The organism is Salinimicrobium sp. TIG7-5_MAKvit (assembly GCF_049569215.1).
Lineage (GTDB): Bacteria > Bacteroidota > Bacteroidia > Flavobacteriales > Flavobacteriaceae > Salinimicrobium > Salinimicrobium profundisediminis.
Genome location: NZ_CP145903.1, coordinates 2472032 through 2493560, shown reverse-complemented (window position 1 = coordinate 2493560; position 21529 = coordinate 2472032). Strand labels below are relative to the sequence as shown.

The 21529-nt window shown below is 41.2% G+C and carries 22 protein-coding genes and 2 tRNA genes; 12 read left to right on the top strand and 12 right to left on the bottom strand.

The window, feature by feature from the left end:
- Window positions 1-379: 379 nt before the first annotated feature.
- Window positions 380-547, top strand: a complete 168-nt coding sequence (locus V5739_RS11225; protein WP_423818219.1) for a hypothetical protein — start codon at window positions 380-382, stop codon at window positions 545-547.
- Window positions 548-773: 226 nt separating this feature from the next.
- Here V5739_RS11225 and V5739_RS11220 read toward each other — a convergent pair whose 3' ends face one another.
- From V5739_RS11220 to V5739_RS11200, 5 genes are all read right to left on the bottom strand, one after another.
- Window positions 774-1049 (bottom strand): ATP-dependent Clp protease adaptor ClpS, encoded by a 276-nt coding sequence (locus tag V5739_RS11220; protein ID WP_423818218.1) that lies wholly within the window; start codon window positions 1047-1049, stop codon window positions 774-776.
- A 50-nt stretch (window positions 1050-1099) separates the two neighbouring features.
- On the bottom strand, window positions 1100-1936 hold the full coding sequence (gene prmA, locus V5739_RS11215; protein ID WP_423818217.1) for a 50S ribosomal protein L11 methyltransferase: 837 nt from the start codon (window positions 1934-1936) through the stop codon (window positions 1100-1102).
- A gap of 12 nt (window positions 1937-1948) precedes the next feature.
- Window positions 1949-2701 carry a triose-phosphate isomerase gene (gene tpiA, locus V5739_RS11210; RefSeq protein ID WP_423818216.1) on the bottom strand — a complete coding sequence of 251 codons (753 nt, stop codon included), beginning with the start codon at window positions 2699-2701 and terminating at the stop codon, window positions 1949-1951.
- Window positions 2702-2967: 266 nt separating this feature from the next.
- Window positions 2968-4062, bottom strand: a complete 1095-nt coding sequence (locus V5739_RS11205; RefSeq protein ID WP_423818215.1) for a BT_3928 family protein — start codon at window positions 4060-4062, stop codon at window positions 2968-2970.
- 10 nt (window positions 4063-4072) lie between these two features.
- Window positions 4073-4630 carry a DUF1599 domain-containing protein gene (locus tag V5739_RS11200; protein ID WP_266071056.1) on the bottom strand — a complete coding sequence of 186 codons (558 nt, stop codon included), beginning with the start codon at window positions 4628-4630 and terminating at the stop codon, window positions 4073-4075.
- Between the two features lie 86 nt (window positions 4631-4716).
- On the opposite strand from V5739_RS11200, the gene folP reads away from it, so the two are divergent.
- The gene (gene folP, locus V5739_RS11195) at window positions 4717-5541 is read left to right on the top strand and encodes a dihydropteroate synthase (protein ID WP_423818214.1); all 825 of its coding nucleotides are present in this window, start codon (window positions 4717-4719) and stop codon (window positions 5539-5541) included.
- Window positions 5542-5578: 37 nt separating this feature from the next.
- On the top strand, window positions 5579-6352 hold the full coding sequence (cdaA, locus tag V5739_RS11190) for a diadenylate cyclase CdaA (RefSeq protein WP_266071059.1): 774 nt from the start codon (window positions 5579-5581) through the stop codon (window positions 6350-6352).
- Here cdaA and V5739_RS11185 read toward each other — a convergent pair.
- Together V5739_RS11185 and truA are read right to left on the bottom strand one after the other, a co-directional pair.
- Window positions 6349-8121: an ABC transporter ATP-binding protein gene (locus tag V5739_RS11185; RefSeq protein ID WP_423818213.1), complete on the bottom strand. Its 1773-nt coding sequence runs from the start codon at window positions 8119-8121 to the stop codon at window positions 6349-6351. The genes cdaA and V5739_RS11185 overlap by 4 nt on opposite strands.
- Window positions 8121-8861 carry a tRNA pseudouridine(38-40) synthase TruA gene (truA, locus tag V5739_RS11180; RefSeq protein WP_423818212.1) on the bottom strand — a complete coding sequence of 247 codons (741 nt, stop codon included), beginning with the start codon at window positions 8859-8861 and terminating at the stop codon, window positions 8121-8123. The genes V5739_RS11185 and truA overlap by 1 nt, the downstream gene beginning before the upstream one ends.
- A 105-nt stretch (window positions 8862-8966) precedes the next feature.
- Between truA and V5739_RS11175 the strand changes: the two genes are divergently transcribed.
- The gene (locus V5739_RS11175) at window positions 8967-9461 is read left to right on the top strand and encodes a metallophosphoesterase family protein (RefSeq protein ID WP_423818211.1); all 495 of its coding nucleotides are present in this window, start codon (window positions 8967-8969) and stop codon (window positions 9459-9461) included.
- A gap of 193 nt (window positions 9462-9654) precedes the next feature.
- On the opposite strand, the gene V5739_RS11170 is transcribed toward V5739_RS11175, so the two are convergent.
- The gene (locus tag V5739_RS11170) at window positions 9655-10065 is read right to left on the bottom strand and encodes a DUF4293 domain-containing protein (RefSeq protein ID WP_266071063.1); all 411 of its coding nucleotides are present in this window, start codon (window positions 10063-10065) and stop codon (window positions 9655-9657) included.
- Window positions 10066-10257: 192 nt separating this feature from the next.
- Here V5739_RS11170 and rho point away from each other — a divergent pair, with 192 nt between their 5' ends.
- A complete protein-coding gene (rho, locus tag V5739_RS11165) occupies window positions 10258-11994 on the top strand; it encodes a transcription termination factor Rho (protein ID WP_266071064.1) in 1737 nt (578 codons plus the stop codon).
- A 432-nt stretch (window positions 11995-12426) separates the two neighbouring features.
- Here rho and rpsT read toward each other — a convergent pair whose 3' ends face one another.
- From rpsT to proS, 4 genes are all read right to left on the bottom strand, one after another.
- A complete protein-coding gene (rpsT, locus tag V5739_RS11160; RefSeq protein WP_266071065.1) occupies window positions 12427-12675 on the bottom strand; it encodes a 30S ribosomal protein S20 in 249 nt (82 codons plus the stop codon).
- 30 nt (window positions 12676-12705) lie between these two features.
- A tRNA-Glu gene (locus V5739_RS11155) sits at window positions 12706-12777 on the bottom strand.
- A gap of 44 nt (window positions 12778-12821) precedes the next feature.
- A tRNA-Glu gene (locus V5739_RS11150) sits at window positions 12822-12893 on the bottom strand.
- Window positions 12894-12970: 77 nt separating this feature from the next.
- Window positions 12971-14449, bottom strand: coding sequence for a proline--tRNA ligase (proS, locus tag V5739_RS11145; protein ID WP_266071066.1), 1479 nt, complete (start codon window positions 14447-14449; stop codon window positions 12971-12973).
- Window positions 14450-14546: 97 nt separating this feature from the next.
- Between proS and V5739_RS11140 the strand changes: the two genes are divergently transcribed.
- The 7 genes from V5739_RS11140 (at window position 14547) to V5739_RS11110 (ending at window position 21126) form a co-directional block, all read left to right on the top strand.
- Window positions 14547-15632 carry a hypothetical protein gene (locus V5739_RS11140; protein WP_266071067.1) on the top strand — a complete coding sequence of 362 codons (1086 nt, stop codon included), beginning with the start codon at window positions 14547-14549 and terminating at the stop codon, window positions 15630-15632.
- A 21-nt stretch (window positions 15633-15653) separates the two neighbouring features.
- On the top strand, window positions 15654-17165 hold the full coding sequence (locus V5739_RS11135; RefSeq protein ID WP_423818210.1) for an OmpP1/FadL family transporter: 1512 nt from the start codon (window positions 15654-15656) through the stop codon (window positions 17163-17165).
- A 161-nt stretch (window positions 17166-17326) separates the two neighbouring features.
- A complete protein-coding gene (gene folE, locus V5739_RS11130) occupies window positions 17327-18004 on the top strand; it encodes a GTP cyclohydrolase I FolE (protein WP_266071069.1) in 678 nt (225 codons plus the stop codon).
- Between the two features lie 15 nt (window positions 18005-18019).
- A complete protein-coding gene (cysS, locus tag V5739_RS11125; protein WP_423818209.1) occupies window positions 18020-19507 on the top strand; it encodes a cysteine--tRNA ligase in 1488 nt (495 codons plus the stop codon).
- Window positions 19508-19518: 11 nt separating this feature from the next.
- Window positions 19519-19761 carry a membrane protein insertion efficiency factor YidD gene (gene yidD, locus V5739_RS11120; protein ID WP_423818208.1) on the top strand — a complete coding sequence of 81 codons (243 nt, stop codon included), beginning with the start codon at window positions 19519-19521 and terminating at the stop codon, window positions 19759-19761.
- A gap of 52 nt (window positions 19762-19813) precedes the next feature.
- Window positions 19814-20638, top strand: coding sequence for a prolipoprotein diacylglyceryl transferase (lgt, locus tag V5739_RS11115; RefSeq protein ID WP_423818207.1), 825 nt, complete (start codon window positions 19814-19816; stop codon window positions 20636-20638).
- Window positions 20635-21126, top strand: a complete 492-nt coding sequence (locus V5739_RS11110) for a DUF192 domain-containing protein (RefSeq protein ID WP_345597296.1) — start codon at window positions 20635-20637, stop codon at window positions 21124-21126. The genes lgt and V5739_RS11110 overlap by 4 nt, the downstream gene beginning before the upstream one ends.
- Window positions 21127-21529 lie beyond the last annotated feature (403 nt).

Sequence of the window (21529 nt, the reverse complement as noted above, 5' to 3'; positions counted from 1 at the left end):
AAAAGCATTAACAGAAGTTTAAGATTTACCCGAAAAACCTCATCACACTTTCTAAAAAAAGAAAATTTGTACCAGGCCATTAACTTTATCCTACTGGAATATCAATCTTACCGACTTCCTCTGATTTACCATAGTTTTCGAGAGTTTCAATTCAGATTTTCCTCTCAGAAAAATTTCCCGCACCAGCCTTTATCCTTCTCTTTTTTTACCTGCCCTCACAAAAAATTCAGGCATCAATAAATCATTCTAAATAAGAAGTTAAACACCTGATTTTTATAATTTTAAATCAAACCGTTTATTAAATTTAAGCTACGGCTACTGGAGGTTATGTAGCTTCCTGCCCAAACTCAACAAGGGGCAGAATTTTAAAATAAAGATCATGGACACAGAAAAAAAATTCGAAACAGGGAAGTCATCCACCCTGCAAAAAAAACCAGGAGTGACAACTAAGGAATCAAGAAGAAGAGACTGGGGCTATACAGATCAATATCGCCGTATGATGCAGAGAGACTCACGAAAAAGAACTGAGTCTAAAGAAGAAAAATAATTCTTCACTTCTCTTGTAGAAAAACAGCAGTATGGTTTTTGGAGCAGGCATTTCTGAGCCAGGACCTAACCCTACTATTTAAAAAATTCACTTAAACTCAGCTTCCGTTGAACTGGAAAGTTTCGGAAGGTGCAGAAAGAATCTCTTATTTTTGAACTACCAGAAATAATAAAGGGTAAGATTTCTGAAAAATCTTACCCTTTATTATTGAATTCAAAAGAAGTTGCTATACGATTTCTGCAGATAAGCCTTCTTCTAGAAGTTTTCCGCAGCGCGGCTCCAAATCTTTATAGGTTCCGGTTTTAACAGTACACTTACCTTTGTAATGCACCAGGAGAGAACACTGTTCGGCCTGCTCAGGTGTATGCTCGCACACAACAATAAGCGTTTCTATTACATGATCAAACGTATTGTAATCGTCATTGTACAAGACGATCTCATAAAGTTTTGATTCTTTTGTTTCAACTTTCTTCTTTTCAAGAACTTCTTCTTGTGTACTCATTGTCAGACATTTTCATTTGAAAAAACAGGATCAAAGATAAGAATTTCTTCTTAGTTTTTATGCTTTGTAAATTTTAAAGCGACCCAGTCTTCCCGTTCTTTATAATCATTGTATTCCATCCCGTACTTTTCACATTCCTTTTTGATCACGGGAATATCTTTTGAATAGAATCCGCTGAGATAGAGTTCCCCGCACTCATTAAGGCTATTATTGTAGGTTTCCATATCCTCCAGCAAAATATTCCTGTTGATGTTGGCAATGATCACGTCATAGTGACGACCCTGCAGTAGCTCTGCCCCGCCTTCAAAAGTTTCGATTTTGTGACAGTCATTACGCTCCACATTCTCCAGCGTATTTTGGTAACACCAGTTGTCTATATCAATGGCATCGAGCTGAGAGGCACCCCGTTTTTCGGCCACAATAGCCAATACTCCGGTGCCGCAACCCATATCCAAAACTTTTTTCCCCTGCAGGTCCTGCTCTAAAAGAAACTCAATCATCATGTGAGTGGTAGCATGATGCCCGGTACCAAATGACATTTTAGGCTCAATCACGATGTCATACTTCACATCTGGCTTGGGGTGAAACGGAGCTCTTACCCCACATTGATCATTAACAACAATGGGGTGAAAATTCTTTTCCCACTCAATATTCCAGTTTACCTGTTCAATTTCTGTCTGGGTAAAGGAAATATCGAATTCATTAGACTGGAGTATGTGTATTCCCGCCATTGACTCTGCATCATATTCCTCTTTAGGAATGTAAGCAGTAATTCCGTCTTCATTCTCTACAAAGCTTTCAAAGCCTGCCATGCCCAGTTCGGCAATAAGGATCTCTGATGCCGGCTGTAGAGGTTCAATTAAAAATTTAAACTCCAGATAATTCATACTATTCTCTAATTAAAAAGCCTCTACAATCGCTAAGAAGTCTTCGGCTTTAAGGCTCGCACCTCCAATTAGGCCACCATCCACATCTTCTTTAGCAAATATCTCCTGCGCATTTCCGGGTTTTACGCTGCCTCCATAAAGAATTGCAACATTATTAGCCAGTTCACTTCCAAACTTTTCAGCAATGGTTTTTCTGATAAAAGCATGCATTTCCTGCGCTTGTTCTGGAGAAGCGGTTTCTCCGGTTCCAATTGCCCAAACAGGTTCGTAGGCGATCACTATCTTATTCCACTGCCCTTCAGAAACATGAAAAATGCCTTTTTCCAACTGATTTTTTACAACGTCAAAATGTTTTTCAGCTTTACGTTCATTCAGTTCCTCTCCGCAGCAAAAGATCACTTCCATATCATTTTCAAGAGCAGCATCAACTTTCTTTGCAAGCAGTGCATCTGTTTCTTTAAAAATGGCACGACGCTCGCTATGACCAAGAATAACAGTTTTCACACCAATGCTGGTAAGCATAGACGCAGACACCTCGCCGGTATAAGCTCCATCACTATTCTCATTCATGTTTTGTGCAGCAACATCTATAGATGAATCTCTTAAAGATTCAAATGCGTGGTGTAGATTTGTGAAAGAAGGCGCCACGATAACGCGCACATCCTGATCTTTTTTATATGATTTTTTGATGTTTGACAGCAAATCTTCGGTTTGTGCCAAATCATTGTTCATTTTCCAGTTTCCGGCAACTATTTTGTCTCTCATAATGGTTGTTTTAGGGGTAAATAAGTATTTGTAATTAATAGATTGGCCGAAATTTTTCTCATTGCCCGGCCTGAACTACAAATATAACATTGCCACGGCTAAGAACATGCGGAAAAACGAGAAAAAGCACAAAAATAAGGTGTCAAAAATGCCTTTTTTTAGTACCCTTTTTTCTTCGGAAGAAATTCGGAATATTTCGAATGAACAAACTTCGGAAAATAAATACTTCAGAAAATACCCTTCAAAATTGCCATTTTTGGAACCCTCTAAAACTGAAGTTTTTCAGCATCACTCCAGTGCAGCTTTTCTACAATAGTTCCTTTGTGAAGCTTCACCAGGCCGGGATTACTCCGGATTATTGTTTTAAGTGCGGTTTCATCGCTAAAATACCAGTCAAGATCAAGATTGTATTTCTCATTTATTTGCACCTTGATCTCTTCCCCTGAAGCCGAAAGGCCTATCACTCTGTAGCCATTGCTGCGGGCACGCTCTACTACTGCATCGAGCTGCTGTAAGCCGGGCGCTTCGCTGCGCCTAAGACTGTAAGCCACAACCATGAGCAGTTTATCTTCAGCCAGAAGGGAAGAAATATGATTTTCGCCGTCTTTTTCAATAGAAAAATCGTGAATTGGCGGCTCATAACCTTTTTGCACGAGCTGGGTTTCTACCTCGATAAACTCCCCGTCAACATTGGGGTAAGATCCCTGAGTTGTAAAAACCTTCTCTTCGCCGTTTACGCGGAACTTCCAGTTGTAATCGTATACCGCCTGGGGCGCACCCTGCGGTACGGTCATGGCCTGGGCAATATTTGTACCTTCCTTATAAGCCCTGAAATCGAAGACCGGCAGGTGCATCAAAACATAATAGGCAAAAATGAAACATAGCATAAAACTCAAAAACACGATCCATCTGTGAGAGGCGCGGGCAAAATAGTGTGTAAGGTACTTCCTGTTTAAAAACAGGATAAGAATGAGCACCAGCAGTATCATATCTTTATAAAATGACTGCCAGGGTGTAAGAGGAATTGCATCGCCAAAGCAACCACAATCGGTTACCTTATTGTAGTAGGCGGAGTAAAAAGTGAGAAAGCCAAAGAAGATCACCATAAGCAGTAGTGCCCAGGTAGTAAATTTTGGCAGGTAGCCAATAAGCAGCATAATGCCCAGTACAAGTTCAAATACCACAACCAGAATGGCAATGATAAGCGCAAAAGGCGCTAAAAATTCAAGATCGAGTACCGAAGGGCTAAAATACTCTTCCAGTTTAAAGGAAAAACCTATGGGGTCATTCAACTTTACAAATCCGGAAAAAATGAACAAGAGTCCGACTATCCAACGGGAAACCTCTACCAGAATTTTCATATTATATTGCTTAAGTTTGGCTTAATTCGCTTTTTTCATGAATGTGTATAAGGGCAAAAACCGCATAGTTGATCATGTCTTCATAATTTGCTGCTATACCTTCGCTCACCAGGGTTTTGCCTTTATTATCTTCAATTTGTTTAATGCGAAGCACTTTTTGAAGAATAAGATCGGTAAAAGAACTTACCCTCATATCGCGCCAGGCTTCGCCATAATCGTGATTTTTATTTTCCATGAGTTGCTTTGTACGGGCGGTAGTGCGCACATAAAGCTCCTCGACCTCCTCATTTGAAAGATCGGGCTGGAGGGCGACCCCTTTTTCAAGCTGAATCAAAGCCATCACGGAATAATTGATAATGCCAATAAACTCTGGCACCTCACCTTCATCTACTTTACGCACTTCATTTTCCTGAAGCCCCCGAATTCGCTGTGCTTTTATAAAAATTTGATCTGTAAGGGAAGGAAGCCTTAAAATACGCCATGCACAACCATAATCTTTCATTTTTTTAAGGAAGAGACTGCGGCATTCGGCGATCACAGCATCATATTGGGCGGAAGTATCCTTCATAGAAACGGGTAATTTGTGTAAATTTCGCTGATTTTATTCTATTCGTCAAAGTTAATTTTTCCAACCAAAAAACAGCAATTTTTAAGATGTATATCAACTGTAAAGGCCGCCTTATAGATCTCTCTGTTCCAAAAGTTATGGGAATCCTCAATATTACGCCCGATTCGTTCTATGATGGAGGACGCCGCACAAGCCTTGAGGAACACCTGGCACAGGCTGAAAGAATGCTGCTTGAGGGAGCCGATTTCATAGATATAGGTTCTTATAGCAGCAGGCCCGGTGCCAAAGATATTTCGGAAGAAGAAGAACTTCAGCGAATACTTCCGGTAGTAGAAGCCCTGGTCGAGAAATTTCCAGACATTCTTATATCTATAGATACCTTCCGAAGTGAAGTGGCACGACAAAGTGTTGAAGCCGGAGCAGCTATTATCAACGATATTTCCGCAGGAAACCTTGACAATAAAATGATGAAAACGGTAGCGCAACTACAGGTACCTTATATCATGATGCACATGAGAGGTAATCCTAAAACCATGAAAGACCTCAATCAGTACGAAGATCTTACCCAGGATGTTCTCTCGTATTTTTCTGAAAAAATTGACCTGGCGAGACAGCTGGGCATCAATGATCTAATTATAGATCCGGGGTTCGGATTTTCTAAGAATGTAACACAGAATTTTGAATTACTGTCTCACCTGGAGTTATTCAAAAACCTGAATTTGCCGATTTTATCTGGCCTCTCCCGGAAATCACTTATCTACAAAACTTTTAATACCACACCCCAAGAAGCCCTTAACGGTACTACTGTTCTCAACACAGTATCTTTGATGAAAGGAGCTCACATTCTTAGGGTGCATGACGTAAAAGAAGCGGTAGAATGTGTGAAATTAATTGAGCGGCTGAAAAACTAGTTTATAATTTTTTACATTTACCAAAAAGCACGCCCACTTGGACTTTCTCGATCTACGTATTCTCGATATTGTTGATATCATTTTTATTGCAGCCTTGCTGTACTACATCTACAAGTTGGTTAAGGGCACGGTAGCCGTCAATATTTTTATTGGAATTGTGATCATTTACTTTGTTGGTAAACTCACCCAATTGCTGCGTATGGAAATGCTTAGTAGTGTACTGGGGGAATTTATTGGCGTGGGAATGTTTGCTCTTATCGTGGTTTTTCAGCAGGAGATCAGGAAATTCCTGCTCATGATTGGCTCTACAAACTTTGCCAGAAGAAGGCGCTTTTTACAAACTTTAAAGCTGATCAAGGACGATCTCGAAACTCCCAATGATGTTGAGGCAATTGTAAAAGCCTGTGAAAACATGGGAAAAACAAACACCGGGGCCCTAATTGTGATACAGAGAAATACCAGCCTGGACTTTATAAAACAAAGCGGGGACCCCATGAAGATCCTGGTCAACCAGCCCATAATTGAATCTATTTTTTACAAGAACAGTATTCTGCATGATGGGGCTTTGGTCATTGAAGACAATTACATTACCGCAACAAGGGTGATTCTACCCGTTTCAAATGACCGCACCATACCGCTACGGTTCGGATTAAGACACAGAGCTGCTGTTGGTATTACCGAAAAAACAGATGCCCTGGCCCTGGTGGTAAGTGAAGAAACAGGACAGATCTCTTATATCAAGGATGGTGAGTTTGTGATGTACGAAGATCGCGAAGACCTCATCCAGAAATTAAAGGCAGATCTTGTTTAAAGGCTTTGTTCTTCCTGCATAAATTGCACCTCATACAAATTCTTGTAATACCCATTCTCTTTCTTTAGCAGTTGAGCATGAGTGCCCATCTCCACTATTTTCCCGGCATCCATCACCAGGATCTTATCGGCTTTTTTCACTGTAGCCAGCCTGTGAGCAATCACGATGGAAGTGCGGCCCTGGGTGATCTTTAAGGTAGCGTCCTGTATGAGTTGTTCGCTATAAGAATCGACTGAAGAAGTAGCCTCATCCAGCACCAGAATACTTGGGTTACTCACGTAGGCTCTCAAAAATGCGATTAATTGACGTTGTCCTGAAGAGAGCATCACCCCACGCTCCTTCACATTATAATCATAACCCCCCGGAAGACTGGCAATAAAATTGTCGACACCAATATCTTTGGCCGCCTGTATTACCGTTTCTTTTGTAATATTGGGATCGTTTAGGGTGATATTATTGAGGATAGTATCGGCAAAAAGAAAAACATCCTGCAGCACAATCGCGATTTCCCCTCTAAGGGATTTAAGGGTCATATCCTTAACATCTATACCATCGATAAGAATGTGCCCGCTGGAGATTTCGTAAGAACGATTCAGAAGATTAATTATGGTAGATTTTCCAGCCCCTGTAGCTCCTACAATTGCGACTGTTTCTCCGGTTTCTGCCTTAAAGGAGACTCCTTTTAGCACCTCTTCATCACCCACGTAACTAAATCTTACATCTTTAAATTCAATTTCTCCTTTTAGGTGATCTACTGCAATTTTACCGTTATCGGGAATAGAAGATTGAGTATCGAGCACGCCAAAGACCCTGTTTGCGGCCACCATCCCCATTTGAAGGGTATTGAATTTATCGGCAATTTGCCTCAGAGGCCTAAAAAGCATTTGGCTTAACTCAACGAAGGCCACTATCACCCCCAGGGTAATCGCTTCACTGCCTTCAACAACTCTTAGCCCTCCATACCACACAATTAAACCTATGGTGATAGAAGTGGCCATTTCGGCAATGGGAAAGAATATAGAGTTATACCACACAGTTTTAACCCAGCCTTTACGGTGTTTATCGTTGATCTCTTTAAAATTCTCGTATTCTTTTTCCTCCCGGGTAAAGAGCTGCACGATCTTCATTCCTGTAATTCGCTCCTGCACAAAAGTATTGAGGTTTGCTACCTGCGTTCGCACTTCTTCAAAAGCCAGCTTCATCTTCTTTTGAAAAACCCTTGTCGCATAAAGGATAAATGGCAGTACCACAAGCACCAAAAGCGTTAGCCTCCAGCTTTGATAGAACATAAAAGCCAGGATCACTGTCATTTTCAAGAGGTCACTAATAATCATGAACAACCCTTCACTAAAGATGCTTGCGATAGTCTCGATATCGCTCACCGCCCTGGTTACAAGGCGCCCCACAGCTGAATTATCAAAATACTTCATCTTAAACTGAAGCATGTGTTTAAAAAGGTTCACCCTTAGATCGCGAATTACCTCCTGCCCCAGCCAGTTGGCGAAATAAATAAAACAAAACTGGAAAAGCACCTCGAGCACCAGCACTCCCAGCATGAGACTTATATAAAAGAACAGCTGATCATTATCTTGCGGCACTATAGAATTATCTATAGTAAGCTGCAATAAATAAGGCCGCATTACTCCCAGGAAGGAGAGCAAAATAGCGGCTATAGCTACAAAATAGAAGGCGCCTTTGTAGGCAAAGGCATAATTAAGCAATCGCTTAAATAATCTAAAATCGAAAGCATTTCCTGTTGTTGCTGCCATTAAATCAAAATACTTTCAGGATACACGATCCTGGTTAAATATAATCCGTGCGCAGGCACCGAAGCTCCGGCCTTGCTTCTGTTTTCACTTTTAATTACCTGATGCATATCTTCTATTTCGCGTTTAGCCAATCCTATCTCCACCAGAGTACCAACAATAGCTCTCACCATATTCCGAAGAAAACGATCTGCAGTAATATGAAATATCAACAGGTTATCCCGTTGCTCCCACTCTGCTCTTGTTATTGTGCAGTTGTAGGTAAAGACATCGGTCCTGGACCTGGAAAAACACTTAAAATTAGTGTACTCCAATAATATCTGCGCAGCTGTATTCATATTTTCCACATTAAGTTCTTTCTGTAAAAAATACGCTGTCTCTCTTTCAAACACATTCTTTTTGGTTGTAATATGATATTCATAAGAACGGGCTACAGCATCAAAGCGCGCATGAGCATCGGGACGTACAGCTACGAGATCTTTACCCGCAATATCGTTTGGCAACAGTGAATTTATCCTGAAGATGAATTCCTGCCCCAGGATAGCTTCAGTATCAAAATGTGCAAAGATTTGCTTTGCATGTACTCCTGCATCTGTTCTTCCGGCACCCAGCACTTCAATTTTTTCCTGAAGCAGGGTGCTTAAGGAATTTTCTATTACCTCCTGCACGGTTATCGCCGTAGGCTGTCGTTGCCAGCCGTGGTAGGCTTTTCCGAAGAATTCCAGCTCCAAAAAATATCTCAACCTAAATTTTTACTTTTGCAAATTAAAGAAACAAAGATAAGCCATTAAAGGCAACTGCTCATTCTTCCCGGTGGTAGATTATTAATCTTGTTATAATTATTCCCTATGAAAAAGATCTTACTACTAAGTGACACCCATGGTTATCTTGATGACCGCATCCTTAAATATGCTGCTGAAGCTGATGAGTTGTGGCATGCAGGAGATATAGGAACCACTGCTGTAAGTGATGCCCTTAAAAATATCACCCCATTAAAAGCAGTATATGGAAATATTGACGGGGCCGAAGTGAGAAAGGAATTTCCTTTAAACAACCGGTTTATGTGTGAAGAAGTTGATGTTTGGATCACCCACATAGGTGGTTATCCCGGGCGTTATTCCCCTGCTGTAAAAGAGGAGATCAAAGCCAACCCACCCCGGATCTTTATCAGCGGACATTCTCATATTCTAAAAGTGATGAACGACAAGAAACTCGGTTTACTTCACATGAATCCCGGCGCAGCAGGAAAACAGGGTTTTCACCAGGTAAGAACAATGTTAAGATTCAGGATTGACGGAAAAGATATCAAAGATCTTGAGGTGATTGAACTGGGGAAAAAGTAGTGAGCAGTGTTCGGTGATCAGTAGCTAATAGTTATGGATTAGTAGTTGATAGATCTGTTAATTGAAAATACTGCTTCAGGAATACCTGCCAAAAATGCCATTTTTGGAACCTTATATTCTTTAAGCCTGAAACCAAAAAACCCGAAGCTTTCACTCCGGGTTTTTACGCACTAATACTACTAAGATGAAAGGTTTATCGCAGTCGGTCTACAGATTTTACAAGATCTTCATCCTTTTTTATAGCCTTATTGGCCAGCACTAAAAAAACGATAGAAAATACAGGAGTCAGCATCCCAATACCTTTCTCTGAAACCGAAGTTTCTCCAGATACAGTTAGAGACCAATAGACAAATAATCCTAGTAAAATTAAGTTTAATAAGATATTGACACGCCCCAGCACAAACTGAAGCTTTCTATTTTTAAACAAAAAGATCGTAATTATTGAAAGTAAAGCCGAAAAGAGTGTTAACCCTAAAGCCGAGTACACATCTTCGATGTAAACCGGATTTCCAGCCAAATCATTCCACAGTTCAAATATAAAAATAAAACCCGCATTGAAAAGGGCGGCAATTAACAAATAAACTGTCTGAATTCTTTGTAACATTTATCTTCAATAGAGGCACAAAAATAAAAGATTCTTTTTAGAAACCATATTTATAATCTAAAAATAATATCGTATAATTGCAGTATCAATTCGTAACCAATTCAATAAAGGTTACTTAGACTCCAAAAATTTTTTCGATTCTTCCTCGAGAAGGTTAATTAAACCAAAGACCAATTTTATTTAAGAACATTCATGTTTGAAATTTCAGAATTAAAGGCTAAGAAGCTGCCTGAACTTCAGGAAATAGCCAAAACGCTACAGGTACCAAAATACCGTACGCAGAAAAAGCTTGACCTGGTATACAAAATCCTTGATTATCAGGCGGCAAATCCGCAAAAAGTTCAGGAGGTACTGACAGATGAAGAGGGAAAACCTCAATCCCAGGAAGACCAAAATACTGCCAGGAAACAGCGAAAAACCCGCCCCAGAAAAGAAAAATCCAGTACTGCAAAAAATCCAGCAGACCAACGACCGGTCTCTGAGAAAAAAGCAGATCACAAAGGAGAACAAAAAGAAAAGTCACAGGAAGCAAAACCTTCATCTGACAACAGGAATGAGCAGAAAGGAAAGAAAGAAGATTCTTCCCGCCAGCAAACTTCTAAAGATTCTTCTTCGCGAAATCAACAAAAAGACCGCAAAGATACCAGGCAGAAAGATGCACGGGATAACCGCAACCAGAATCGTGACAATACCCGCGACAATAGCAACCGCGACAACAACGGGAACAGAGACAACTCAGGCAACCGCGACAGCGGGAACAGAGATACAGGAAACCGCGATAACAGAAATCGTTATAAAGAACCCGATTACGAGTTTGATGCAATTATAGAAAGTGAAGGAGTACTTGATATCATGCAGGACGGATATGGCTTCCTTAGGTCATCAGACTACATGTACCTCTCTTCTCCAGATGATATTTATGTTTCTCAATCCCAGATAAGATTGTTTGGACTTAAGACCGGTGATACCGTTCTTGGCCAGGTAAGACCTCCAAAAGAGGGAGAGAAATATTTTCCGCTTATCAAGATTAGCAAGATCAATGGTCTTGATCCACAAGTAGTGAGAGACAGGGTTTCTTTTGAACACCTTACTCCACTTTTCCCTCAGGAAAAATTCAACATTGCCGAAAGACAAAGCACAGTTTCTACCAGGGTTATTGACATGTTCTCTCCTATAGGAAAAGGACAAAGAGGAATGATCGTTTCCCAGCCAAAAACAGGTAAAACCATGCTCCTAAAGGATATTGCAAATGCAATTGCCGCAAATCATCCTGAAGTATATCAAATTATCCTGCTTATTGATGAACGTCCTGAAGAGGTAACCGATATGCAGCGTAATGTAAAAGGAGAAGTAATCGCTTCAACTTTTGACAAGGAAGCTCACGAACACGTACGTGTTGCGAACATTGTACTTGAAAAAGCCAAGAGAATGGTAGAATGTGGCCATGATGTAGTGATCCTTCTGGATTCCATCACCCGTTTAGCCAGAGCATACAATACGGTGCAACCTGCCAGCGGAAAAGTACTTTCTGGAGGTGTTGATGCAAATGCGCTTCACAAGCCTAAGAGATTCTTTGGGGCAGCACGAAATATTGAAGGAGGCGGATCTCTTTCAATAATCGCCACAGCACTTACCGAAACAGGTTCTAAAATGGACGAGGTGATCTTTGAAGAATTTAAAGGTACCGGTAACATGGAACTTCAATTAGACAGGAAAATTGCCAATAGAAGAATTTTTCCAGCCATTGACCTTACCTCTTCCAGTACAAGGAGAGATGACATCCTGCTTGACGAGAACACACTTCAAAGAATGTGGGTAATGCGCAAGTATCTGGCCGACATGAACCCTGTGGAAGCCATGGAATTTATCAATGGCCGTATTACACAAACAAAGAACAACGAGGAGTTTTTAATCTCCATGAACGGTTAAGGATCATACCTTCCTAAAATGACAAAATCCGGACATCTTTTGATGCTCCGGATTTTTTTATGGGCTTTGATACCTTGTTGCTACAACTTCTTAGAAAAAACATTTCTCTCCGCTTATAAACACTCCTCCTTACGCAGGAAGAAAATAACATGTCCATGCACTACCATCTCCCTTAACCTATCTTAGAACAGAGGTACAAATGCTTCAGCAGTATCCTTTAATTGAATACCAAAGCTTTCAGAAGTCAATTTAGAGGAGTGAAAAATGTAGAATTTTTCCTGTACAGATTAACTACATTATTTAGCTAGTCCACAACTATTGTTCTTGATCCCAGAAAATGTTTTTGATCCCTTATCATCTCATTTTAAAAAATAAAAAATGCCTTTCGTCTTGACGAAAGGCATTTTTTATATAAATTGAACACTATCTTAATTAAAGCGCAGCTACGTGCTTAGCTAATCTTGATTTAAGATTAGAGGCTTTATTATCATGAATAATGTTTTTCTTCGCTAATTTGTCAATCATAGAAGCTACAGTAGGGTACAAAGTCTCTGCCTCCTCTTTTCCTGCCTCACGTAACTTTTTGATGGCATTCCTGGTAGTTTTATGCTGGTAGCGATTTCTAAGACGTTTTGTCTCGTTGCTACGGATCCTCTTTAACGATGACTTATGATTTGCCATTATACTCTTATTAAATTAATTCTTTTTCTGTAGTCCGTAGGGGAATCGAACCCCTGTTACCAGGATGAAAACCTGGCGTCCTAACCCCTAGACGAACGGACCAATTTACTATTTCAAAGATGGTTTACACGACTTGTAAACCTTTGTAGTCCGTAGGGGAATCGAACCCCTGTTACCAGGATGAAAACCTGGCGTCCTAACCCCTAGACGAACGGACCATTTATTTTCAAATGCGGATGCAAAAATACAACTATTTTTGAATGCCGCAAATGTTGAGGAATTTTTTTTAAAAAAATTAATAAGCCTTTGCAAATAGCACCCTCCCCACCGATGGTTTCCCGGTGAAAACACAAACGCCTTCCTCTTTTTCATTATCAAAAGGGATTAAACGGATGGTAGCCTTTGTAAGTTCTTTGATCCTATTTTCTGTCTCTGCAGTGCCATCCCAATGCGCTGAAATAAACCCTCCCTTTTCCTTAAGCACTTTCTTGAACTCTTCAAAATCGTTAACCTCTGTAATATGTTCGTTACGAAAGGCCTTTGCTTTATTGTGAAGATTCTCCTGAATCTCGGTCATAAGCCCTTTTACCCGCTCTACTACCTCGTTTTGCTGAACAAACTCTTTACTCAGCGTATCTCTTCTTGCTAACTCCACAGAACCCTTTTCAAGATCTTTAGGGCCAATAGCTATTCTTACAGGAACCCCCTGCAGTTCATACTGTGCAAATTTCCAACCTGGCTTTTGAGTATCGCGATCATCGTATTTTACCGAAATTCCCTGCGCCCTAAGATCGGCAGTAAGCTTATTGGCAACTTCCGAAATTTGATCTAATTGCTCCTGCCCTTTGTAAATTGGCACAATTACAACCTGTATTGGCGCCAGGTTTGGAGGCAGCACTAACCCATTATCATCACTATGCGTCATAATCAACGCTCCCATCAATCTTGTAGACACTCCCCATGAAGTAGCCCAAACATGCTCCAGCCCCCCTTCTTTTGTAGCAAATTTCACATCAAATGCCTTAGCGAAGTTCTGCCCCAAGAAGTGAGAAGTCCCGGCTTGTAAGGCTTTTCCATCCTGCATCATTGCTTCTATACAGTAAGTTTCTACAGCCCCTGCAAAACGCTCACTCTCTGTTTTTCTACCCTTTATCACAGGCATTGCCATGAAATTTTCGGCAAATTCTGCATAGATATTATTCATTTGTTCTGTCTCGGCCAATGCCTCAGCCTTAGTGGCGTGTGCGGTGTGACCTTCCTGCCATAAAAATTCGGCTGTACGCAGAAAAAGCCTGGTACGCATCTCCCAGCGCACTACATTGGCCCATTGGTTTACCAGGATGGGCAAATCGCGGTACGACTGTATCCAGCCTTTATAAGTATTCCAGATAATAGCTTCAGATGTTGGCCTTACTACCAGCTCTTCTTCCAGCTTTGCATCAGGATCTACTATTAATTTTCCGGCATTATCGGGATCGTTCTTTAATCGATAATGAGTAACTATAGCACATTCTTTAGCAAAACCTTCAGCATTCTTTTCTTCAGCTTCAAACAGGCTTTTAGGAACAAAGAGCGGGAAATAAGCATTTTGATGTCCTGTTTCCTTAAACATTTTATCAAGTTGTGCCTGCATTTTTTCCCAAATTGCATAACCGTAAGGTTTAATAACCATACAGCCTCTCACGGCAGAATTTTCTGCCAGGTCGGCCTTCACAACCAGTTCGTTATACCATTTTGAGTAATCTTCTTTTCGGGTAGTTAGGTTCTTTGCCATCTCCAGTCTTTTGGCACAAATGTTGTACCTTGTTAGTGAAATAAAGTTAGCGCAAAACTAACTATTTTTATCTTTGTTCAATAAATTATTCAACGTCATGAAACGATACTACAAGCTTTTAAACGTGAGAAGCCTTTTTACAGCACTAGGCGCTCTGTTTTTTTTAGCTTCCTGTAGTTCTTATCAGTATGCCGGCTATGACAACGACGGCATTTACAACTCCTCAGATAATGAAGAGGCGTATACTGCTAATGATTACGAGGAATCTTACGAAGACGCCCTTTATTATAAAAACCTCTTTGGAGAAAAAGCCGCACAGTTTGAAGCTGTTCCTGAAAATGGAGCAATTTTTACTGATGTAGAAACATATTCATCGGGTCAATATGATGAAAATATGTTTGGAGCCGAAGGTTTGGAATATGAACCCGGACGTGCCGCATGGGGAACTGACCCCGATGAGATCGCAGTAAACATTTACAACAACTATCCGTTTTACAGCCCATACCACTATGGTTACGGATTTGGTTATCCGCATTATGCCGGATTATATGATCCATTCTGGGGACCACGTTACTATCGCTACGGCTTTTATGATCCATTTTACTTCGGACATTCTTACGCCTACCCCTCATGGAGATGGAACATTGGCTGGGGTTACGGCTGGGGTGGATATTATGGTTACGGCCACAGATACTCCCCATACTATCCTTACGGCGGATATTATAACCACTACCGTTCTTATAACACACGTGAAGTGGCTTATAATGCAGGGCGCAGAGACAGCTATTCTAATCGCTACCGGAATACCGAAGCCTCAGAAAGCCGTGTTTCCAGAATTCAGGGATATTCCAACACCCGTAACGTGAGAGCTGCCGCAACGAGATCTAATAATGACAGAACTTATCAAACCCGTTCTACCAGAACAAGATCTACAGTAAGTCGTAGCAGCGATTCATCTGAAAGAAGCTATAGAAGTGCAACCCAACGCAGGTCTACACCTGCTGTAAGAAGTAACACTTCATCAGATTCAAGACCTGCAGTGAGAACAAGTCGTTCTTCAAGAAGCAACAACAGTTCTTACCGGTCTTCTACGCCATCAGTAAGATCTTCTTCAACAGTAAGATCCTCTTCGGCACCTCGAGCCAGTTCATCATCAAGCAGGTCACGTGGCGGCGGTAGATAATTCCCCTAAAACACTTCATAAATGAAAAGATTAATTTTTGCCTTCACAGCCATGATTTCCATGACTGTGGAGGCTCAAAATATAACAGATGCTGTAAGATATTCTACAACAGATCTTAACGGAACAGCACGATATCGGGCCATGAGTGGTGCTTTTGGCGCCCTGGGAGGCGATCTCTCCTCTCTTAATGTGAATCCTGCCGGTTCAGCAGTATTCCTCTCAAGTTTCGCCTCGATTAGTCTCAACGTAGAGAACAGCAACAATGACGTAAGCTTTATGAACGGCTATAATTCCAGTTCCGATTCTAATGTTGATCTTGGGCAGGCCGGAGCCGTTTTTATCTTTAACAATAGAAATGAGAACGCAAACTGGAAAAAGTTTTCCCTCGGTTTTAATTTCAATAAATCTTCAAGTTTCAATAACACCTATTCGGCCAGGGGAAATAACCCCCATTCAATAGACCAGTACTTTCTGGCTTATGCCAATGGCACTCCCGTTGAATACCTTATCCCTTACAGAAATGAATCTGACGGCGAGGCATATGCCAGGCTGGGAGAGACTTTAGGGTTTGGAGCTCAACAGGCCTATTTAGGCCTTTGGGGCGGAGTGATTGGCGTAGATAACCCAAACAACCTTCCAGAATCAGATCCTGCTTTTCTGGAACTCGACTCTTACAGCAGTATCTTATCTCCGGGAACATACGATCAAATTTACAACTATACCGCAACGGGACTAAATGGGAAACTGAGCTTCAATTTCGCTTCTCAATACCAGGATTTTCTGTACCTGGGAATTAACCTGAACTCCCACTTCATCAACTATGAAAGAATGACTTCTATTGATGAAGAAAATCTACAGGCACCCGATGAGTATGTATATTTCGAAGATCAATTAAATACATTAGGATCTGGCTTTAGCCTGCAATTAGGGGCTCTCGCCAAGATAGGAAACAATGTAAGGGCCGGATTAGCCTATGAATCTCCTACCTGGTACACAATTTCTGAAGAAACAAGCCAGTATATCGAGACCGACATTGATTATGTAGAACCTAATATCGTCAACATTTACCCCGATTATAAGCTGCAAACTCCTGCCAGCTACACGGGAAGTTTGGCTTATCTTTTTGGTGCATCGGCACTTATTAGTTTTGATTACACCTATAAGGACTACTCTACCACAAAATTCAAACCTACAGATGACCCTGCTTTTATGGAGCAAAACAATATCATCTCCAATGAATTGGGAGGGGCTTCAAAATATAGACTTGGAGGTGAGTACAGAATTCAGAATTGGAGCCTTAGAGGCGGATACAGGTTTGAAGAAACTCCTTATACTAATGAACTACTTATGGGAGATCTTGAAGGTTATTCGGCCGGGATTGGATACAGCTTTGGAAGTATCAAAATTGACTTCGCTTACGATCATTCTTCACGCGAAACAAACCCACAATTATATCAGGCGGGATTAACAGACAGAATGGGAATTTCAAGAGACAATTCAAATTATGTGCTCACAATAGGTTTTGGCTTGTAGCACATAGGTTTTTAATATAGAAAACAGCCTTCGGGCTGTTTTTATTTTTTCTCCTATTTCAGCCATTGAACTTGCTGCAACAGACTTCCAAAAAAGGGTTTAAATATGTATCTTTGCAAGCTTACTTACCAAGTGTTTTAGACGCTACTTTATATAGAATTATGAAAAAAGACAATATAGACGAGGCTATTGATGAAATGGGAGATGCTTTTGTAAGCCCCAATACAGACACTCCTATGCGTAAAGATGCCTTTGAAATAAGTGATGAGGAAAAGATTGAACGCATCCAAAAAGACGTACAGAGCATCCTGGACACCCTGGGCCTTGATCTTACCGATGATAGCCTTAAAGGAACTCCAAAAAGGGTAGCCAAGATGTTTGTTAAAGAAGTATTTGGCGGGTTGCACCCTCAATTGAAACCAAAGGCTTCAACCTTTCAAAACAAGTATAAATACGGGGAGATGTTGGTAGAAAAGAACATCACCCTCTACTCTACCTGTGAGCACCACCTGCTGCCAATAGTAGGACGAGCACACGTAGGATATATTTCCAACGGTACCGTTGTAGGGCTTTCAAAAATGAACCGCATTGTAGATTATTACGCCAAGCGCCCACAGGTACAGGAGAGATTGACCATGCAAATTGTAAAGGAGCTCCAGGAAGTATTGGGCACCGAAGATGTTGCCTGCGTGATTGATGCCAAGCACCTTTGTGTAAACAGCCGCGGAATTAGGGATATTGAAAGCAGTACCGTTACCAGCGAATACGGCGGAAGATTCAAAGATCCCGAAGCAAGACGCGACTTTTTAGACTACATCAATCTGGAAACCGAATTTTAAATCTGTACATTTTTTATGGCACTTTACCAGCAGCAGGAATTAAAGATCTACAACTCAATATCGGGAGAAAAAGAAGTTTTTAAACCTATCAATGAAGGCACCGTGGGCATGTACGTTTGCGGCCCTACGGTTTACAGCAATGTGCATCTTGGCAATTGCCGCACATTTATCTCCTTTGATCTTGTTTTTAGATACCTAAAACACCTGGGCTACAAAGTGCGATATGTACGAAATATTACCGATGCCGGGCATTTAGAAAATGACGCCGACTCAGGTGAAGACAGGATCGCTAAAAAGGCACGGCTTGAGCAAATTGAGCCTATGGAAGTTGTGCAACGATACACTGTAGATTTTCACAATATTCTGCAGAAGTTCAACAATCTCCCGCCCAGCATTGAGCCTACCGCAACCGGCCATATCGTTGAGCAGATAGAGATTATCAAGGAGATCCTTGAAAAAGGTTATGCATACGAAGCCAATGGATCTGTTTACTTTGATGTCATGAAATTCAACGAATCTCATGACTATGGCAAATTAAGCGGAAGAAAGCTTGAAGACATGATCCCCAATACGCGGGAACTGGCTGCACAAAGCGATAAAAGGAATCCACAGGATTTTGCGCTCTGGAAAAAAGCCGAACCTCAACACATCATGCGCTGGCCTTCGCCATGGAGCGATGGTTTCCCGGGCTGGCACCTGGAATGTACCGTAATGAGCTCAAAATATCTGGGAGAGGAGTTTGACATTCACGGTGGCGGTATGGATCTAAAATTTCCGCATCACGAATGTGAAATTGCACAGGGAGAAGCCGCTACAGGAAAAACCCCGGTAAATTACTGGATGCATGCCAATATGCTTACCCTTAATGGGAAGAAAATGGCTAAGAGCACAGGTAACAACATCCTTCCCAATGAGATCTTTACAGGAGACAATCCCAATCTCGAAAAAGGATTTGCACCTACAGTAGCACGGTTCTTTATGTTGCAGGCAAACTACCGCAGCATACTCGATTTCTCAAACGAAGCTCTTGTGGCCAGCGAAAAAGGTTTTCAGCGATTGATGGATGCCTATCATGCACTTGATCATCTTGAAACCGCAGCAACTTCCGATTTTGATGTAGCAGAATGGAGACAGAAGTGTTATGACGCTATGAATGACGATTTTAATAGCCCCATTCTTATCGCACAACTTTTTGAAGCTGTAAAGCAGATTAATATCATTAAAGACGGAAAAGCTAAGATTACAGCTGAAGACCTCGAGGTGCTAAAAAAGACAATATCCGACTTCATTTTTGACGTTCTCGGACTCGTAGATACTGCTGAAGCTGCCGATAATGACTTCGGAAATAAACTTTCAGGCACGGTAGAACTGCTCATCAAATTAAGAGCAGAGGCCAGAGCTAACAAAGATTTTGCTACCAGCGATAAGATAAGGGATGAGCTCCTGGAAATTGGAATTCAGCTGAAGGATGGCAAAGACGGCACCAGCTTTGCCATAGAATAACAAAAATTCTTGTGAGAAAGTGGCTTACATATCCGCTTATAGGTTTGGTGAGGATTTACCAAAGATTTATCTCGCCACTCACGCCTGCAAGCTGTCGCTACACGCCTACCTGTTCACAGTATACTGTTGAAGCCCTGCAACAGCACGGTGCTTTAAAAGGAAGCTGGCTCTCCATAAAACGAATTGCCAGTTGCAATCCGTGGGGAGGACAGGGCTATGATCCAGTTCCAAAGAAACTTCAGGAGGAAAAATAATCAGGAAAGGCGCCAAATATGTATCTTTACCTTCCAACAATAAAACAATTTCATGCTTTTCAATAAAATCTACTGGAATCCTTCCGAAGGAATTGATCTGGGATTTTTCGTCATTCACTACTACAGTTTAATGTTCGTTGTTGCCTTCACCATAGGCTGGTACCTTATGAAGAGCATTTACGAAAGAGAGGGAATTGCTATTGAAAAACTGGATTCACTTTTTATTTACACCGTACTTGCTACGCTGATTGGCGCCAGGCTGGGACATGTTATTTTCTATGACTGGGACTATTTTCAAAACCACCTTCTTGAAATATTCCTACCCGTACGATTTGAACCTGAGTTTGAATTCACCGGTTTTAGAGGTCTCGCAAGTCACGGGGCGGCGATAGGTATCATCACCGCCATGTACCTGTACTGCCGTAACATATTACATAAGCCGGTTCTCTGGATCCTTGACAGGATTGTTATTCCTGTAGCTTGTGGAGGTATTTTTGTACGGATTGGTAACTTCATGAATTCTGAAATTATAGGAAAACCTACCAACAGCGATTTTGGAGTGGTTTTCACTAAACTGGGCGAGGATTTTGCCCGGCACCCGGCTCAATTGTATGAATCTGCATGTTATCTCGTGGTGTTTATCATTCTTTGGTACACTTACTGGAAAACCCTTAAAAGGGAAAAACTGGGTTATATTTTCGGACTTTTCTTAGTACTACTATGGTCTGTACGATTCTTTGTAGAATTTGTGAAAGAACCGCAAGTAGGTGAAAGGGTCAACTGGGTATTAAACACAGGTCAATGGCTGAGCGTTCCGTTTATCATTGCCGGTTTCTACTTCATGTACAGGCCCTCGACTAAAAGTCGCGTAAAATGATAAGGAAAAGCACTTTTTTCAGCATTTTTCTCGCTACAAGCGTGTTGCTGAGCTGCAAGGACAACAAAGAGCCTGTACAGCAGGATATCGCCGAACCTATAACTTTTACGAAAGAGGCTGAAGCTTACCTCACAAAAGAAACTGGTGACACCATCCAACACCTGCAATTGGAAATCGCCGATGACGATTACCAGCGGGAAACTGGTCTCATGTACCGCACTTCTATGGAAGACGACCAGGGGATGATCTTTATCTTTGAAGATGAAGCCCCACGTGGATTTTACATGAAAAACACGAATATCCCGCTTGATCTCATCTTTCTCGATGCAAATAATAAAGTGGTAAGCATTAAGAAGAACGCCCCACCAAAAAGCCTGGAAACAATCCCTTCAGAAAAGCCGGCCCAATACGTCCTGGAGGTCAATGCAGGACTCTCAGACCAATGGAACCTGGCTGTGGGCGACAGTCTTATCTTAAACAGAGATTAACCTCAGAAATACTCTTCAAAAATGGCATTTTTGAAGAGTATTTTTTTCTCAATCCAATTCCCGGCTCAATGTATTTTACCCTCTTTTTATCCCCGGCTCAACTCGAAACAGAAAAGAGAGGACAGAAATCAATTTTTATTTCCTGAATTACCGGTAGTCAAAAACGACATTTTTGGGTAGTGTGTAGGCAAGAAAGTCTATTAATGCTTTACTCTCACCTTCAGTAACAGAATTAAAGCTTTAGGAGCGCCTTTTCAGCATAAAAAGAATATCGGTAACACCCTTTAGCTTTTACTTCAGCAGAAGTATTTAATTTATCTGAGAGAAAAAGGCTTTTCAGGGACATCAGCGAAAGCCTGTAACTTCTTTGAACCTTCAGAAGAAAAGACATTTTAAAAAACCT

What these genes read in the sequence shown, in the direction of transcription:
- V5739_RS11110 (WP_345597296.1), top strand. Translation starts at nt 20,635, where the DNA reads ATGATAAGGAAAAGCACTTTTTTCAGCATTTTTCTCGCTACAAGCGTG.
- V5739_RS11135 (WP_423818210.1), top strand. Translation starts at nt 15,654, where the DNA reads ATGAAAAGATTAATTTTTGCCTTCACAGCCATGATTTCCATGACTGTG.
- prmA (WP_423818217.1), bottom strand. Translation starts at nt 1,936, where the DNA reads ATGAATTATCTGGAGTTTAAATTTTTAATTGAACCTCTACAGCCGGCA.
- V5739_RS11185 (WP_423818213.1), bottom strand. Translation starts at nt 8,121, where the DNA reads ATGGCAGCAACAACAGGAAATGCTTTCGATTTTAGATTATTTAAGCGA.
- rho (WP_266071064.1), top strand. Translation starts at nt 10,258, where the DNA reads ATGTTTGAAATTTCAGAATTAAAGGCTAAGAAGCTGCCTGAACTTCAG.
- proS (WP_266071066.1), bottom strand. Translation starts at nt 14,449, where the DNA reads ATGGCAAAGAACCTAACTACCCGAAAAGAAGATTACTCAAAATGGTAT.
- V5739_RS11140 (WP_266071067.1), top strand. Translation starts at nt 14,547, where the DNA reads ATGAAACGATACTACAAGCTTTTAAACGTGAGAAGCCTTTTTACAGCA.
- V5739_RS11205 (WP_423818215.1), bottom strand. Translation starts at nt 4,062, where the DNA reads ATGAAAATTCTGGTAGAGGTTTCCCGTTGGATAGTCGGACTCTTGTTC.
- V5739_RS11220 (WP_423818218.1), bottom strand. Translation starts at nt 1,049, where the DNA reads ATGAGTACACAAGAAGAAGTTCTTGAAAAGAAGAAAGTTGAAACAAAA.
- V5739_RS11175 (WP_423818211.1), top strand. Translation starts at nt 8,967, where the DNA reads ATGAAAAAGATCTTACTACTAAGTGACACCCATGGTTATCTTGATGAC.
- V5739_RS11200 (WP_266071056.1), bottom strand. Translation starts at nt 4,630, where the DNA reads ATGAAGGATACTTCCGCCCAATATGATGCTGTGATCGCCGAATGCCGC.
- V5739_RS11225 (WP_423818219.1), top strand. Translation starts at nt 380, where the DNA reads ATGGACACAGAAAAAAAATTCGAAACAGGGAAGTCATCCACCCTGCAA.
- lgt (WP_423818207.1), top strand. Translation starts at nt 19,814, where the DNA reads ATGCTTTTCAATAAAATCTACTGGAATCCTTCCGAAGGAATTGATCTG.
- cysS (WP_423818209.1), top strand. Translation starts at nt 18,020, where the DNA reads ATGGCACTTTACCAGCAGCAGGAATTAAAGATCTACAACTCAATATCG.
- folE (WP_266071069.1), top strand. Translation starts at nt 17,327, where the DNA reads ATGAAAAAAGACAATATAGACGAGGCTATTGATGAAATGGGAGATGCT.
- rpsT (WP_266071065.1), bottom strand. Translation starts at nt 12,675, where the DNA reads ATGGCAAATCATAAGTCATCGTTAAAGAGGATCCGTAGCAACGAGACA.
- tpiA (WP_423818216.1), bottom strand. Translation starts at nt 2,701, where the DNA reads ATGAGAGACAAAATAGTTGCCGGAAACTGGAAAATGAACAATGATTTG.
- V5739_RS11170 (WP_266071063.1), bottom strand. Translation starts at nt 10,065, where the DNA reads ATGTTACAAAGAATTCAGACAGTTTATTTGTTAATTGCCGCCCTTTTC.
- folP (WP_423818214.1), top strand. Translation starts at nt 4,717, where the DNA reads ATGTATATCAACTGTAAAGGCCGCCTTATAGATCTCTCTGTTCCAAAA.